At 68.3% G+C, this 15099-nt stretch carries 12 protein-coding genes; 5 read left to right on the plus strand and 7 right to left on the minus strand.

The window, feature by feature from the left end; all coding sequences use genetic code 11:
• The first annotated feature begins 73 nt into the window (after positions 1-73).
• Complete coding sequence (locus tag FFK22_RS00455) at positions 74-1744, plus strand: thiamine pyrophosphate-binding protein (RefSeq protein ID WP_138887678.1); 1671 nt, start codon at positions 74-76, stop codon at positions 1742-1744.
• On the opposite strand, the gene FFK22_RS00460 is transcribed toward FFK22_RS00455, so the two are convergent.
• The 3 genes from FFK22_RS00460 to FFK22_RS00470 form a co-directional block, all read right to left on the minus strand.
• Positions 1741-2067 carry an AzlD domain-containing protein gene (locus FFK22_RS00460; protein WP_138887677.1) on the minus strand — a complete coding sequence of 109 codons (327 nt, stop codon included), beginning with the start codon at positions 2065-2067 and terminating at the stop codon, positions 1741-1743. The genes FFK22_RS00455 and FFK22_RS00460 overlap by 4 nt on opposite strands.
• 48 nt (positions 2068-2115) lie before the next feature.
• A complete protein-coding gene (locus FFK22_RS00465) occupies positions 2116-2790 on the minus strand; it encodes an AzlC family ABC transporter permease (protein ID WP_186002233.1) in 675 nt (224 codons plus the stop codon).
• A gap of 80 nt (positions 2791-2870) precedes the next feature.
• Positions 2871-3752, minus strand: a complete 882-nt coding sequence (locus tag FFK22_RS00470) for a LysR family transcriptional regulator (protein ID WP_138887675.1) — start codon at positions 3750-3752, stop codon at positions 2871-2873.
• Positions 3753-4345: 593 nt separating this feature from the next.
• On the opposite strand from FFK22_RS00470, the gene FFK22_RS00475 reads away from it, so the two are divergent.
• From FFK22_RS00475 to FFK22_RS00490, 4 genes are read left to right on the plus strand one after another with little or no spacing between them, the layout of a single operon-like run.
• On the plus strand, positions 4346-6292 hold the full coding sequence (locus FFK22_RS00475; protein WP_138887674.1) for a PrkA family serine protein kinase: 1947 nt from the start codon (positions 4346-4348) through the stop codon (positions 6290-6292).
• A 25-nt stretch (positions 6293-6317) separates the two neighbouring features.
• Positions 6318-7631 carry a YeaH/YhbH family protein gene (locus FFK22_RS00480; RefSeq protein WP_221938278.1) on the plus strand — a complete coding sequence of 438 codons (1314 nt, stop codon included), beginning with the start codon at positions 6318-6320 and terminating at the stop codon, positions 7629-7631.
• Complete coding sequence (locus FFK22_RS00485) at positions 7628-9166, plus strand: SpoVR family protein (RefSeq protein WP_138887673.1); 1539 nt, start codon at positions 7628-7630, stop codon at positions 9164-9166. Before FFK22_RS00480 ends, FFK22_RS00485 begins: the two co-directional genes overlap by 4 nt.
• Before the next feature lie 58 nt (positions 9167-9224).
• Positions 9225-9656, plus strand: a complete 432-nt coding sequence (locus FFK22_RS00490) for a DUF4279 domain-containing protein (RefSeq protein ID WP_138887672.1) — start codon at positions 9225-9227, stop codon at positions 9654-9656.
• 23 nt (positions 9657-9679) lie between these two features.
• Here the strand turns inward: FFK22_RS00490 and FFK22_RS00495 are convergent, their stop codons facing one another.
• The 4 genes from FFK22_RS00495 to FFK22_RS00510 all read right to left on the minus strand — a co-directional run bounded on the left by FFK22_RS00495 (position 9680) and on the right by FFK22_RS00510 (position 15096).
• The gene (locus tag FFK22_RS00495) at positions 9680-11800 is read right to left on the minus strand and encodes a mechanosensitive ion channel domain-containing protein (RefSeq protein ID WP_138887671.1); all 2121 of its coding nucleotides are present in this window, start codon (positions 11798-11800) and stop codon (positions 9680-9682) included.
• 80 nt (positions 11801-11880) lie between these two features.
• Entirely contained in the window at positions 11881-12474 is a 594-nt protein-coding gene (locus FFK22_RS00500; RefSeq protein WP_186002234.1) for a DUF4893 domain-containing protein, read from the minus strand.
• Between the two features lie 25 nt (positions 12475-12499).
• The gene (locus FFK22_RS00505) at positions 12500-13963 is read right to left on the minus strand and encodes a RimK family protein (RefSeq protein WP_138887669.1); all 1464 of its coding nucleotides are present in this window, start codon (positions 13961-13963) and stop codon (positions 12500-12502) included.
• Positions 13960-15096, minus strand: a complete 1137-nt coding sequence (locus FFK22_RS00510; protein ID WP_138887668.1) for a GNAT family N-acetyltransferase/peptidase C39 family protein — start codon at positions 15094-15096, stop codon at positions 13960-13962. The genes FFK22_RS00505 and FFK22_RS00510 overlap by 4 nt, the downstream gene beginning before the upstream one ends.
• Positions 15097-15099 lie beyond the last annotated feature (3 nt).

A 15099-nucleotide genomic window follows, 5' to 3' on the forward strand; every position in this document is an offset into this window, starting at 1 on the left:
CCGGGGCGGGTTGGACGACCGCGAGCCGCATGCTAGACCGGCAGCGCAACGCCCATAAGAAACGGTCGCCATCATGTCCCGCACCGCCGCCCGCGCCCTGGTCGACACCCTGCGCCTGAACGGCGTCGACACCATCTTCTGCGTCCCGGGCGAGAGCTACCTGGCCGTGCTCGACGCGCTGCACGACGTGCCGGAGATCAGGCTGGTGGTGTGCCGCCAGGAAGGCGGCGCCGCCTACATGGCCGACGCCTATGCCAAGGCCACCGGCAAGCCCGGCATCTGCTTCGTCACCCGCGGCCCCGGCATCACCAACGCCTCGGTCGGCATCCATGTGGCGCAGCAGGACTCGTCGCCGGTGATCGTGTTCATGGGCCAGGTCGGCCGCGACATGTTCGAGCGCGAGGCCTTCCAGGAGGTCGATGTCCGCAAGGTGTTCGGCTCGATGACCAAATGGGCGGCGCAGATCGACGATGCCGACCGGGTGCCGGAATTCGTCTCCCGCGCCTTCTACACCGCCACCTCCGGCCGGGCCGGCCCGGTGGTGCTGGCGCTGCCGGAGGACATGCTGGTCGAGCAGACCGATGCGCCGGATGTTCGCCCCGGCACCCCGGTCGAGACCGGCATCGGCGTCGAGGTCCTGGCCCGGCTGCGCGACCTGCTGTCCGAAGCGAAGCGGCCGCTGCTGCTGATCGGCGGCGGCGGGTGGAGCGAGCAGGCCCGCGCCGACATCCAGGCCTTCGCCGAGGCCTGGGAGGTGCCGCTGACCGTGTCCTTCCGCTGCCAGGACTATGTCGACAACGACCATACCCACTATGTCGGGGATGTCGGCATCGGCCCCAACCCGAAGCTGGCCGAACGGGTGAAGACCACCGACCTGCTGGTGGTGCTGGGCGCCCGGCTGGGCGAGATGACCACCGGCGGCTACACCCTTTTGTCCCTGCCGGTGCCGGCGCAGCGGCTGGTGCATATCCATGCTGGGGCGGAGGAGCTGGGCCGGGTGTACCAGCCGGAGCTGGCGATCAACGCCAACTCCGCCGCCGTCGCCGCGGCGCTGGCCGGCCTGGCCCCGGCCGGCGACATCCAGGCCCGGCAGGACTGGGTGCGCGGCGCCCGCGCCGATTACGAGGCCTGGCAGCAGCCGGTGGTGTCGCCCGGTTCGGTGCAGATGTCGGAGATCGTACGCTGGCTGGTCGGCCGGCTGCCGGCCGACGCCATGATCTGCAACGGCGCCGGCAACTACGCCACCTGGTTCCACCGCTTCTACCGCTACCGCGGCTGGCGCACCCAGCTGGCGCCGACCAACGGCTCGATGGGCTACGGCGTGCCGGCCGGCGTCGCCGCCAAGCTGCAGCATCCGGAGCGCGTGGTGATCGCCGCCGCGGGCGACGGCTGCTTCCTGATGAACGGGCAGGAGCTGGCGACCGCGGCCCAGTACAACGCCGCGGTGGTGTTTCTGGTGATCGACAACGGCATGTACGGCACGATCCGCATGCATCAGGAGCGGGAATACCCGGCCCGGATCAGCGGCACCGGCCTGCAGAACCCGGATTTCGCGCAGCTGGCCCAGGCCTATGGCGCCCATGCCGAAACGGTGGAGCGGACCGAGGACTTCGCGCCGGCCTTCGAGCGGGCAGTCGCCGCCGGCCGGCCGGCCCTGATCTGGATCAAGCTGGACCCCGAGGCGATCACGCCGCGCGCCAGCCTGAGTCAGATCCGCGCGACCGCGCAGCAGGCGAAGGGTTAGGCCCAGCCGGCCATCAGCGTCAGCGCCCCTGCCCCGGCGCCGACGCCGAGCAGCACGTTGCGGCGGAACAGCAGGAACACGGCGAGGCCGAGCGCGGTGGCGCCGGCCCGCTCCGCCATCGAGGTCGCGGCCAGCGGCCCGGCCGGCAGCAGGATCATGCGCGCGATCAGCCCGGCCAGGATGGCGTAGGCGACGCAGCCGACCCAGTCGAGCAGCGCCCCGCCCTCGCGCACCCGGCCGCCGAGATAGACCCCGAGCGCCCGCCAGACATAGGTGGCGAGCGCGGCGCCGAGCAGCATCAGCCAGGGCAGAGCCTCAGCCATGGCGGCGCCGCCACAGCCGGTCGGCCAGGAAGGCGACGGTGCCGGCGATCAGCCCGGTGGCCAGCAGCCCCCATTCCGGATCGAGCCGGTACAGCGGCGGCCCCAGCGCCGCGCCAGCACCATGGCGCCGAGCCGGGCCCGGTTCCTGAGATCGGCGGTCAGCACCAGGATGAAGTAGAGCGGGTTGAGGAAGACGAGGCCGAGCGAGACCGCGGCCGGCACCGCCGTGACCAGGTAGAAGCCGACCACGGTCCAGGCGACGCAGGACGCCCACAGGATGCCGGCGAAGCCGACGAAATAGGGCAGCCGCTGCTCCGGCGGCAGGGTCGGGCAGACCCGCATTCCCTGGACCCAGCCGGTGACGGCGACGAGATGGGCGGCGGCATAGTCCCACCAGCGCGGCCGGCCCGGCACGCGCAGCCCGGGCAGCAGCACCAGCGTCATCGGCAGCAGCCGGACATTGACCAGCGCCACCGCCGCGACCATGGCCAGCAGAGAGGCGCCGACGGCATAGGCCTCGATCAGCACCATCTGGCCCGGCAGGGCCCAGCCGGTCAGGGTCGAGAGCAGCCCGACCGGCAGGCCGAGCCCGCTGGCCCGCACCAGCGAGCCGAAGCCGAGATAGGAGGCGCCGAGCACCAGCAGCGGTGCGCCCAGCACGTCCCGCATCCCGCCGCGGAAGGCGGCGCGGGGCGAGGCATAGGCACGGGTCCGGTCGGGCATGGACTCGCTTTTAGGACGGCCATCCCCGCCGCCGGCATGTCGATCCAGCATGGAGGGTCTGCGGCGCGACGCCGCCGGCCCTAGTCCAGCTCCAGCATCTTCAGGAAGGCCTCCACCGCCTTGCTGCGGTAATGGTCCGGATGGCGCAGCACCCGGAAGCGGCGGGCCGGGAATGGCGGGTCCAGCTGGTGCAGCGTGCCGAAGCGCAACCCCGATTCGACCGAGAGGCTGGACAGCACCCCCGCCCCGGCCCCGGCCTCGATCGCCGCCCGCACCGCCTCGTTGCTGGCCAGCTCGAGTGCCACCGGCAGCGTCGTGGGGTCGACCCCGAGCCGCTCGAGCGCCGATTCGAACACCTGGCGGGTGCCGGAGCCGCGCTCGCGCAGCACCCAGGGGCTGTCGGCGAAGCGGGCCGGCGCCACCATCCTCTCGCTAGCCCAGGGATGGCCGGTGCCGACCACCAGCACCAGCCGGTCGCCCGGCACGCTGGAATGCTCGAAGCCGGCAAGGTCGAGGTCGCCTTCGACGAAGCCGATATCGGCCCGGCCCTCGCGCACCGCCTCGGCCACCTGGGTGGTGTTGCCGATGACGAGGTCGAGCTGGAGGCCGGGATGCACCGTCCGGAACCTGTGCATCAGCGGCGGCAGCCAGTAATTGCCGATGGTCTGGCTGGCGTGCAGCGCCAGGACGCCGCGGCGCAGCCCCGAGAGATCGTCCAGCGCGCGCTCGGCCAAAGCGGCGCGGGCCAGCACCGCCCTCGCTTCCGGCAGGAAGGCGGCGCCGGCGTCGGTCAGGGCGATGCCGCGCCCGACCCGGTGGAACAGCCTGGTGGCGTGGCGCGCCTCCAGCGCCTGGACCGCGGCGCTGGCGGCCGACTGGGTCAGGTTCAGCGCCTGCGCCGCACGCGTGACATGCAGATGCTCGGCGACCGCGACGAAGATCCGGAGCTGCTCCAGGGTCATGCGCCCACCCCAGCGCAGCGGGACGGGCGACCGGAAGACCGGAGCGATGCGACTCGGGAACTCGGCGTCACAGCCGCCGTGAGCGCCATGGGAGCTTCCACCCGATCCTCCATGCCCACCTTATCGATCGGTCGAGCGACTGATTTCAAGCCAAACAATCGCGATTCTCGATTATAAAATGGCTTATATCGTGCTTAAGGCGAGTCGGCCGAAAAGCCGCATCGCCTTTCTCGGGAACTGGGCATACCCTGGTACCATCGACGGTATCATACGGTCCGGATGGCAGGCCGCTTCAAGACCTCGACGAATGAGGCACCGGGCCCAGATAAAATTCAAAGCAGTAGTATTATCGGTCAGGTTCAGTCCTATATTGATAACCAGAGCGAGCGGTGGAGAAGGGGTAGTGCCAGATATTACGCCTCACCGGAGTCCGAACTGCGCAGCCCCTGTCGGGTCTGTGAGCAGCGGCGGCGAGGCTGCACCCCGGCAACCACCTGATTCTCGCCGCAAATTCCAACGCATCATGAGCCGGAAACAGACGTCCAGAAGCTGCGGATGGTGAATCTCGATCCTCCAACCTTTGGCGGGTGGCAATGGCACCGACCGACGATCTCTTCACCAGCTATGCGAAGTCCTACGAGGCCCGCCGCGCGGCGGAGATGTCGCTCGAAGACTTCCTGAAAGGGTGTCGCAGCGACCCGATGATGTATGCGAGCGCGCCGGAACGGCTGCTCGCCGCCATCGGCCAGCCGGAAATCGTGGACACCGCTCGCGATGCCCGGCTGGGGCGGATCTTCATGAACCGCACCATCCGGGTCTACCCGGCCTTCTCCGAGTTCTACGGCATGGAGGAGACGATCGAGCGGATCGTCAGCTTCCTGCTGCACGCGGCCCAGGGGCTGGAGGAGCGCAAGCAGATCCTCTACCTGCTCGGGCCGGTCGGCGGCGGCAAGTCGTCGCTGGCCGAACGGCTCAAGGCGCTGATGGAGATCCATCCGATCTATGCGCTGAAGGCCGGCGACGACATCAGCCCGATCTTCGAGAGCCCGCTCGGTCTGTTCAACCCGGAGACGATGGGTGCCGAGCTCGAGGAGCGCTACGGCATCCCCCGCCGGCGCCTGACCGGGCTGGTCAGCCCCTGGTGCCTGAAGCGGCTGGACGAGTTCGGCGGCGACATCTCGCGCTTCAAGGTGGTGCGGCTGCAGCCGTCGCGGCTGCGCCAGATCGGCATCGCCAAGACCGAGCCGGGCGACGAGAACAACCAGGACATCTCCTCGCTGGTCGGCAAGGTCGACATCCGCAGCCTGGAGACCCTGCCCCAGCACGACCCGGACGCTTACAGCTACTCCGGCGGCCTGAACCGGGCCAACCAGGGCCTGCTCGAATTCGTCGAGATGTTCAAGGCCCCGATCAAGATGCTGCACCCGCTGCTGACGGCGACGCAGGAGGCCAACTACGTCGGCACCGAGAACATCGGCGCCCTGCCGTTCACCGGCATCATCATGGCGCATTCCAACGAGTCCGAGTGGCAGGGCTTCAAGAACAACAAGAACAACGAAGCCTTCATCGACCGGATTTACGTGATCAAGGTGCCCTATTGCCTGCGGGTGACCGAGGAGCAGAAGATCTACGACAAGCTGATCCGCGGCTCCAAGCTGGCGGACGCCCCCTGCGCCCCCGGCACGCTGGAGATGCTGGCCCGCTTCTCGGTGCTGTCGCGGCTGCACGAGCACGAGAATTCCAACCTCTATTCCAAGATGCGGGTCTATGACGGCGAGAGCCTGCGCGAGGTCGACCCCCGCGCCCGCAGCCTGCAGGAATACAAGGACGCCGGAGGCGTCGACGAGGGCATGGACGGGGTCTCCACCCGCTTCGCGTTCAAGGCGCTGGCCGCGACCTACAACCACGACACAAGCGAGGTCGCCGCCGACCCGGTGCACCTGATCTATGTGGTCGAGCAGATGGTGCGGCGCGAGCAGCTGCCGGCCGAGACCGAGAAGCGCTACCTGGAGTTCCTGAAGGCCGATCTGGCGCCGCGCTACGCCGAATTTATCGGCCATGAGATCCAGAAGGCCTATTTGGAATCATATCACGATTACGGCCAGAACCTGTTCGACCGCTATGTCGACTACGCCGACGCCTGGATCGAGGACCAGGACTTCAAGGACCCGGACACCGGCCAGCTGCTGAACCGCGACCTGCTGAACCAGGAGCTGACCAAGATCGAGAAGCCGGCCGGGATCGCCAACCCGAAGGACTTCCGCAACGAGGTGGTCAAGTTCGCCTTGCGCTCCCGCGCCGGGAACGAGGGCCGCAACCCGAGCTGGACCAGCTACGAGAAGATCCGCGACGTGATCGAGCGGCGGATGTTCAGCCAGGTGGAGGAGCTGCTGCCGGTGATCAGCTTCGGCTCCAAGAAGGACGGCGACACTGAGAAGAAGCACGAGGAGTTCGTCCTGCGCATGGTCAGCCGCGGCTACACCGAGCGGCAGGTCCGGCGCCTGGTCGAATGGTACATGCGGGTGAAGCAAGCAGGCTGAGGACGGAGGTCGGAAGCGACGCACGATGTCCATGCACATCATCGACCGGCGGCTCAATCCGGGCGGCAAGAGCCTCGTCAACCGCCAGCGCTTCCTGCGCCGGGCCAAAGCCCTGGTGCAGAGGGCGGTCCGGGACAGTTCGCGTGAGCGCAGCATCAAGGATCTGGAGCAGGGCGGCGAGATCGCGATCCCGGTCACCGGCGTGAACGAGCCGCGGCTGCACCGCTCCAGCTCCGGCGGCATGCGCGACCATGTGCTGCCCGGCAACAAGGAGTTCGTCGAGGGCGACACCATCCAGCGGCCGAAGCGCGGCGGCGGCGGTGGCGGCAGCGAGGGCGCACCTGACGGCGACGGCCAGGACGAGTTCCGCTTCGTGCTGTCGCAGGAAGAGTATCTCCAGCTCTTCCTTGACGACCTGGAGCTGCCCGACCTGGCCAAGCGCAAGCTGGTCGCGTCCGAAAGCGTCGGCTGGCGGCGCGCCGGCTATTCCACCAGCGGCCCGCCCGCCAGCCTGGCGGTGACGCGCACCATGCAGCGGGCGATGTCCCGGCGGATCGCGTTGCGCCGACCGAAATCCGGCGAGATCAAGGATATCGAGACCGAGATTACGGCGTTGGAGGGCGAGGCCGACGCCGATCAGGACAGGATCGACCAGCTGCAGGAGCAGCTCGACCACCTGCTGCAGCGCACCCGGCGCATCCCCTATATCGACCCGGTCGACCTGCGCTACCGCCGGCTGGAGGCAACGCCGAAGCCGGTGGCCCAGGCGGTGATGTTCTGCCTGATGGACGTCTCCGGCTCGATGACCGAGCACATGAAGGACCTGGCGAAGCGGTTCTTCGCGCTGCTGCACCTGTTCCTCAAGCGCCGCTACAAGCATGTCGAGATCGTCTTCATCCGCCACACCCACCAGGCCGAGGAGGTGGATGAGGAGACGTTCTTCTACTCGACCGAGAGCGGCGGCACGGTGGTCTCCACCGCGCTCGAGATGATGGCGTCGATCGTCGCCCAGCGCTACCGGCCGGAGGACTGGAACATCTACGCCGCCCAGGCCTCGGACGGCGACAACCTGTCGAGCGACAGCGCCAAATCCGCCGCCCTGCTGAGCGACGGGATCCTGCCGCTGTGCCAGTACTTCGCCTATCTCGAGGTCGGCCGAGATGAGGACCCGATGTCCTCCGGCGTGGTGCCGCGGCAGACCGACCTGTGGCAGACCTACGACCGGGTGCGGAAGGCCGATGCGCCCTTCGCCATGCGCAAGGTCTGGCACCGCCGCGACATCTATCCGGTGTTCCGCGAGCTGTTCCAGCGTCGCGACGTCGGCGTGGGGGCCGAATGATGGCGGATGATGCGCTGCTCTATCCCGGCACCGACTGGGACTTCGGCACCATCCAGCGGATCTACGACCGGGTCGAACGGACGGCGAAGGAGCTGAAGCTCGACACCTACCCCAACCAGATCGAGGTGATCACCGCCGAGCAGATGCTGGACGCCTATTCCTCGATCGGCATGCCGCTGTTTTACAAGCACTGGTCCTTCGGCAAGCAGTTCGCCCAGAACGAGGTGCTGTACCGCAAGGGGCTGCGCGGCCTGGCCTATGAGCTGGTGATTAATTCCAGCCCCTGCATCAGCTACATCATGGAGGAGAACACGGCGACCCTGCAGACGCTGGTGATCGCCCATGCCGCCTTCGGCCACAACACCTTCTTCAAGACCAACTACCTGTTCAAGCAGTGGACCGACGCCGAAGGCATCCTCGACTATCTCGAATTCGCCAAGAGCTACATCGCGCAATGCGAGGAGCGCTACGGCCAGATGGCGGTCGAGCAGCTGCTGGACGCCGCCCATGCGCTGATGAGCCATGGCGTGCACCGCTATCCGCGGCCGCGCCGGCCGGACCTGAAGACCGAGGAGCGGCGGGCCAAGGAGCGCCTGCAGTATCAGGAAGAGGTGTTCAACGACCTGTGGCGGACCCTGCCGAACGCGCCGGCCAAGTCCTCCGGGCCGGTGCTGAGCGAGGAACGCCGCCGCGCCCTGCTGGAGCTGCCGCAGGAGAACATCCTCTACTTCCTGGAGAAATCGGCGCCGCGGCTGCAGCCCTGGCAGCGCGAGCTGCTGCGCATCGTCCGGCTGGTGGCGCAGTATTTCTACCCGCAGTCGCAGACCAAGGTGATGAACGAGGGCTGCGCCTGTTGGGTGCACTACAAGATCATGACCACGCTGCACGAGCAGGGCGCCCTGAACGACGGCGCCTTCCTGGAGTTCCTGCAGTCGCACACCAACGTCGTGTACCAGCCGGAATTCAACGACCAGCACTACAACGGCATCAACCCCTACGCCCTCGGCCTGGGGATGATGCAGGACATCGAGCGGATCGTCGTCGACCCGACCGACGAGGACCGCGAATGGTTCCCGGACATCGCCGGGAAGGGCGACGCCGCCGGCGTGCTGCAGGATGTCTGGGCGAACTATCGCGACGAGAGCTTCGTCTCGCAGTTCCTCAGCCCCCGGCTGATCCGGCAGTGGCGGATGTTCCACCTGCTGGATGATTCCGGCCAGCCGGAGCTGCGGGTCGACGCGATCCACGACGAGGGCGGCTACCGCCGGATCCGCCGGGCGCTGGCCCGGCACTACGATGTCGCCTGGGTCGATCCGGACGTCCAGGTGGTGGATGTCGACCTCGCCGGCGACCGCCGCCTGATCGTGCATCACAGCGTCGTCAACGGCATCCTGCTGGCCGAGAGCGACACCAGGCAGGTGCTGCAGCATCTGGCCGACCTGTGGGGCTACGACGTGCTGCTGAAGGAGATCGACCCGGCCAGCAACGCCGTGCTGAAGGAGCATTCCGCCAGCGCCCGGCCAACGTTCTTCTGAGGATGCCCGCGACGCTGCGTCCCCAGGATATGCGAACCGCCAGACGAGAGCGCCGGACATGGCCCGGCTGAGCGAATCCGCCGCCTCGCTGCGGTTCTTCGGTGACGACCTCGATCCGGAAAAGCTGACCCGCCTGCTCGGATCAGAGCCGAGCATCGGCCGCAGAAAGGGAGAGAGCTACTGGAGCAGGGGCGCCCAAGCCGAGAAGGTTGAGCGCACCGGCTCCTGGCGTCTCTGGACGGAGAAACGGAGCCCCGGCGATCTCGACGGTCAGATCGCCGAGCTGCTGTCGCCCCTGAGCCAGGACCTCGCTGTGTGGCGGGACCTGTCGGCCCGCTTCCAGGCCGACATCTTCTGCGGCCTGTTCCTCGACAAGTCCAACGAAGGGATCGAGCTCCAGCCCGAGACCCTGGTGCTGGTCGGCTCCCGGGGCCTGATCCTCGACTTCGATATCTACGGAAATCCCGAACCCGATAACGACGAGGAGTAACCGTCAGCTGGAGCCGAGCGCCCCTACCCCGCCTCCCCCGCCGGCTTGGCCCGGTCCAGCGCGTGCTGGGCCACGGCCGAGGTCGCAGCCGCCCCGCCGCCGGCGACGGTGACGGTTGGGAAGGCGAAGGCGATGCCGTTGGCGTCGAAGGCCTTCTTGAGCATCGCCATGGCCCGGCGCCGGATCACGAACTGCTCGCCCGGCTTGGTCATCATCTTCAGCCGGATCTGGACGGCGAAGTCGCCGAACTGCTCCACCCCCTGCATCTTCAGCGTCTCCAGGATGTGCGGCGCCATCTCGGGATCGGCCAGCAGCGTCTTGCCGATCTCCTTGACGATCGGCTTGATGCGGTCGAGGTCGGTGTCGTAGGTGACCGAGACCGTCATCTTGTCGATCACCCAGTCGCGCGAGTAGTTGGTGATCTTGTCCAGCGCGCCGAACGGGATGGTGTGCAGCGCGCCGCGGTGGTGGCGCAGCTTGAGCGAGCGCAGCGAGAACCCCTCCACCGTGCCGCGGATGCTGCCGCTCTCGATGTACTCGCCGATGCGGAAGGCATCGTCGAACAGGAAGAACATGCCGGAGATGACGTCCTTCACCAGGGTCTGGGCGCCGAAGCCGACGGCGAGGCCGACCACCCCGGCGCCGGCGACCAGCGGCCCGATCTCCACCCCCAGCGCCGCCAGGGCGATCAGCCCGGCCATCACCGCCAGCACCACGAACAGCACGTTCTTCAGGATCGGCAGCAGGGTGCGCAGCCGGGCGCTGCGCCGAGCGTCGTCGCCGGAGCCGAGCCCGGCCGTGTTGGCGGCGACGATGCGCTGGTCCAGCCAGGCGCGCAGCAGGTGCCAGGCGAAATCCGCCACCAGGAACACGATCGCGGCGTTGATCGCGCCGCGCAGCAACCGCGTCGCCAGCGTGTCGCGCATGGTCAGGGTGCTGAGGTCGAGGCCGAGCACGCCGGCGATCGTCAGCGCCCCGCCGATCACCAGCAGGGCGCGCAGCCCGCGCTCGAGCGACACTGCCAGCATCGACGGCACCTCCTCCGCCGCCGCCGCTCCCGGCGGGCGCAGCACATGCTTGACCGCGAGATGGGTGCCGCGGATGGCGATCGGCAGCAGCAGCAGGATGACGCCGACATAGAACGGCGCGACCGAGCCGGTGAACAGCGCCAGCCACACCCCGACGATGTAGAGGGTCAGCAGCCAGGTGCCGATCCGGTGGTCATGGCCGATGCGGTCGCGGCCGTCGAAGGTCGGGGCGCGCCACAGCGCGGTCAGGGTCAGCCCCAGCAGCACCACGCCGCAGGCCAGCCCGACCAGGTACCAGGATTCCAGCCGCAGCCCCAGCATCGCCAGCACGCCTAGGGTGAACTGCACGAAGAAGAACCAGCCGACCAGGATCGCCGACCAGATGAACCAGTAATGCGCGGTCGGCGTCGCCATCGGCACCAGCCGGAACTTCTCCGCCCCCGGCGCCAGGATGATGCGGCCCAGCACCAGCGTCACCCGCACGATCAGCACCAGCAGCAGGTAGGACAGCACGATCTCCTGCAGCAGCGGCGGCCAGTCGAACAGCAGGAAGGCGCCGATGCTGCCGAGGGCGAAGGCGAAGATCAGGCCGAGCCCGTAGACCGAGCGCAGCCACACCGCCTGCAGCCGGCCGTGCAGGGTGTCGAGCTGGGTGCCGATCAGACGCCGCCGGAACCGGGCGGACAGGCGCCAGTACAGCTTCTCGGCGCCGAAGCCGAGGCCGATGAACACGGCCAGGGACAGGACCGTCCAGGCCAGCCCCCGCTCCATCAGTTGCCCCGTCAGGGTCCGCCAGGCGGCGGCGAGCTCTGCCGGCAGCGTCGGAGAGGCGGCGATCAGCGACCGCAGGAAGCCGCGCGTCGCCTCGATGCCGCCGGCCATGCCCTGCTGCATCCCCGCCGCCATCGCCGGGGCGGCCACCGGCCCGGCCTCTGCCGGGGCCGCGGCGGGCGCCGCGACCTGGGCCTGCAGCCAGCCACGGATCTCCGGATCCTGCAGCAGCTCGGCCAGACTGCGCAGCTTGTCCGGGCTGGGCTGGGCCGGTGCCTGGGCCAGGGCGGGAGCGGCGGCGCCCAGCCCGAGCAGGAGGACGAACAGGGTCACAAGGCGACGCATGGCGGGACAGACCTTCAGCCGATTTCGGCCGATGATAGGGCCCACATGCAACGAAGCGACAGCCGCATCGATCGGGATCGTCAGCGGGCGCGCTCGAGCTCCATGATATCGAACTGGGATTCGAAGCGCGGCGACGGGAATTCGAGCCGCAGCCGGTCGGGCCCGACCCGGACCAGATAGCCGACCTGGTCGCGCTCCGCGTCGCGGCCATAGGGCTTCGGCTTGCCCTCATAGCCGTAATAGGCCGAACCGACATAGGTCAGCCGCTCGGCATTGGCGTCGTCGTAGAAGGTGCCGGCGGTGCGCTGCGAGCCGGAGACCTTGTCGAGCCGCAGCCCGGCCGCGTCGTCGGTGATCCGGCAGCGGAACCAGTCATAGACCACGAGCGGCAGGTTGCCGCCCAGCTTCGCCACCCGGCAGCGCCAGTCGCCGGCGAGGTCGGTGGCGCCGCGGACCGTCTCCGGCTTGCCGGACAGGATCTGGCCCAGCGTGGCCAGTGCCGCCTTGTCGTCGCTCTCGCGGGCGGCGCCGATCGCCTCGCCGCGCACGGAGTCGAAGGTTTCGAGCCGCTGCCGGTCATCGGCCGACAGCTTGCCCGAAAGCGTGCCGTCGGCCCAGGCGGGACCGATGCCGGCCAGGACCAGGACCAGCGGAAGCCATGCGCGACGTGCCATTCCCCCTCCCCTCCGCCCGGCCGGGTCAGCCGGCGTCGATGCGGTCGATGAACCAGCGGCAGATCCGCCGCCACAGATCGTCCTTGGCGACCAGATCCTCGCAGCCATGGTCGAGATTGGGGTTGTCGTTGATCTCGATCACGAACACGCCCTTCTCGGTCTGCTTCAGGTCGACGCCGTAGAGCCCGTCGCCGATCAGCCTGGCCGCGCGCACGGCGACGTCCAGCACCTCGGCCGGCACCTCGTCGAGGGCGAAGGTCTTGAAGTTGCCCCAGCCGACCTTGCCGTCGGCGGAGTGGCGGACGATCTGCCAGTGCTTCTTCGCCATCATATACTGGCAGACGAACAGCGGCTCGCCGTCCAGCACACCGACCCGCCAGTCATGGTCCGTCGGCATGAACTCCTGTGCCAGGATGACGTCGGAATCGTCCAGCAGCTGTTCGGCCATCTGCTCCAGCTCGCGCCGGTCATTGGCCTTGAACACGCCGCGGCTGAAGGACCCGTCCGGGATCTTCAGCACGATCGGGTAGGAGAACTCTTCCTCCACCCGCTCGACGTTCTTCAGGCTGTCGACCACCACGGTCTTCGGCGTCGGGATCTTGTTCGCGGTCAGCAGTTCGTAGAGGTAGACCTTGTTGCCGCAGCGCAGGATCGAGGTGCTGTCGTCGATCACCGGCATGCCTTCCTGCTCCGCCCTTCGGGCGAAGCGGAAGGTGTGGTTGTCGATCGCCGTTGTCTCGCGGATGAACAGCGCGTCGTATTCGGCCAGGCGCAGCAGGTCCTTCTTCTCGATCAGCTCGACCTCCATGTCCATGGTCTCGGCCACGCGGGCGAGCTTCAGCAGCGAACGCTGGGTCGAGGGCGCGAATTCCTCCTTCGGGTTGAACAGGACGGCGAGGGTGTATTTCGCCGGCTTGTTCTCCTTCGGGTTGCGCCAGCTCTGGCGGGTGTAGAGGTCGAGCGTCTCGTAGAAGAAGGCCTCGGTCTCGCCCTCGATGTCGGAGATCGAGAGCTCGCCGATCGAGGCGATGCGGAAGCGGTCGGTGAAGCGGACCTTGACCTCGAGGATCGGCGCGCGGAACCAGTCGAACACCCGGCGGCCGAAATCCTGGAACCGGTCGTCATCGGCGCGGCCGAAACTGATGATCAGCTTGAATGGGCCGCCCGGCGGCGGGGCCAGCCGCTTGATCCGGCGGTTGAGGTCGTCCTCCAGGTCCGGCAGGGCGATCTTGTAGAGCGTCTTCTGGCCGAGATCGAGGATGGTCTCGACCATCGGGATGACCCGGTGGGCGCGGGCCTCGGCCAACAGCGAGACGTAGTAGCCCCGGGTCATGTAGGCGGTGGAGCGCGACAGGTTGATGACCTTCGCGTCCCCTCCCTTGATCGCCTGCGGCCGGGCGATGTAGTCCCGGGTGGTGATGAGCTGGCGGCCGTCCGGGTCGCCCTTGAAGTCACCGATACGGTCGACGACGATGATCCAACCGCTCATTGGGCCTTCCTGCTGAGCACGACCGCGGCCCTGAGTTGGGTGCGGCCGTAGCGGGCCATGCGCTCGAATTCCCGGCGCGGGATCGGGAGATTGGCCTTGGTCGAGGCGCTCTCCATCTCCGTCACGGCGACCCAGGGGTCGTGCACATAGATGAAACGCTCGTCGAAGCCGTTTGCGACCACCCAGTGCGGATTTTTTTCGCCATAGCCCCGGAACAAGCTGATCAGCACGATCGGAATCGCGCCTTCGCTGATCAGGGCGCACATTTCGGGCAATCCGAGGGCACGGTGCTCGACCTCGATACGGCGGCGGGCGCAGCGGGTACGGAAATCTTCCTGCACCACCGTCATCACCGCCTTCTTGTCGGGGCTGCGCACGCCGTCGAGGAACAGGATCGATTCGTCGCTGACGAAGATCCGCGCCCGGACGCCGCGGTCATGCGCCGCCAGCGCCATGCCGTAGGGGTCGCAGCCGCCATGGCCCGAGGTCATGTAGATCGTCGTCGCCTCGCGCCACAGCCGCAGCTCGCGCGCCCGGCTCAGCTCCGTCTCCGGGTCCAGCGTCTTCAGCGCCATCAGGAGCGTCGCGGCCCCGCAGGTGAAGTTGGTGGTCTGCGCGTAATAGGGCACGTGCAGGTCGATCTGCGGCGGGTCCTCAGCGCCGAGCCGCTTCTCGAAACGCAGTGCGTCGGCATGATCCTCGTAGAAGTCGAGATAGCGCCCGAAATGGCGGTAGCCGCGCGACTCGTAGAGCGCGATCGCCTTGGCGTTGTCCGGCCGCACCTCGAGCCGCAGGAACAGGGCGCCCTCGTCGTGCGCCGCCCGCTCCGCCGCCTCCAGCAGCCGGGCGCCGAGGCCGCGGCCGCGCATGTCCGGATCGACCGCGAGAGAGTAGAGCCGGGCCAGTGCCGTGGTCCGGCGCAGCAGCACCAGGGCATAGCCGAGCAGCCGCCCCCCCGCCTCCGCCGCCAGGCAGACTGCGTGGCCTCGGGTCAGCAGGTGCAGGAAGCTGCGCCGGCTCAGGCGGTCATGATCGAAGGCTCGGGACTCGATCTCCAGCAGCCGCGACACGTCGTCGGACGTGGCGAGCCGGATGGTCTCTGCGGTCGGGGCGGCGGGTCTGTCGTCGGGCATCGC

This window comes from Mycobacterium sp. KBS0706 (assembly GCF_005938675.2).
Lineage (GTDB): Bacteria > Pseudomonadota > Alphaproteobacteria > DSM-16000 > Inquilinaceae > Inquilinus.

Excerpts from the sequence above, each read along its gene's own strand:
- FFK22_RS00455 (WP_138887678.1), top strand. The coding sequence starts at position 74 with ATGTCCCGCACCGCCGCCCGCGCCCTGGTCGACACCCTGCGCCTGAAC.
- FFK22_RS00460 (WP_138887677.1), bottom strand. The coding sequence starts at position 2,067 with ATGGCTGAGGCTCTGCCCTGGCTGATGCTGCTCGGCGCCGCGCTCGCC.
- FFK22_RS00465 (WP_186002233.1), bottom strand. The coding sequence starts at position 2,790 with ATGCCCGACCGGACCCGTGCCTATGCCTCGCCCCGCGCCGCCTTCCGC.
- FFK22_RS00470 (WP_138887675.1), bottom strand. The coding sequence starts at position 3,752 with ATGACCCTGGAGCAGCTCCGGATCTTCGTCGCGGTCGCCGAGCATCTG.
- FFK22_RS00475 (WP_138887674.1), top strand. The coding sequence starts at position 4,346 with ATGGCACCGACCGACGATCTCTTCACCAGCTATGCGAAGTCCTACGAG.
- FFK22_RS00480 (WP_221938278.1), top strand. The coding sequence starts at position 6,318 with ATGTCCATGCACATCATCGACCGGCGGCTCAATCCGGGCGGCAAGAGC.
- FFK22_RS00485 (WP_138887673.1), top strand. The coding sequence starts at position 7,628 with ATGATGGCGGATGATGCGCTGCTCTATCCCGGCACCGACTGGGACTTC.
- FFK22_RS00490 (WP_138887672.1), top strand. The coding sequence starts at position 9,225 with ATGGCCCGGCTGAGCGAATCCGCCGCCTCGCTGCGGTTCTTCGGTGAC.
- FFK22_RS00495 (WP_138887671.1), bottom strand. The coding sequence starts at position 11,800 with ATGCGTCGCCTTGTGACCCTGTTCGTCCTCCTGCTCGGGCTGGGCGCC.
- FFK22_RS00500 (WP_186002234.1), bottom strand. The coding sequence starts at position 12,474 with ATGGCACGTCGCGCATGGCTTCCGCTGGTCCTGGTCCTGGCCGGCATC.
- FFK22_RS00505 (WP_138887669.1), bottom strand. The coding sequence starts at position 13,963 with ATGAGCGGTTGGATCATCGTCGTCGACCGTATCGGTGACTTCAAGGGC.
- FFK22_RS00510 (WP_138887668.1), bottom strand. The coding sequence starts at position 15,096 with ATGCCCGACGACAGACCCGCCGCCCCGACCGCAGAGACCATCCGGCTC.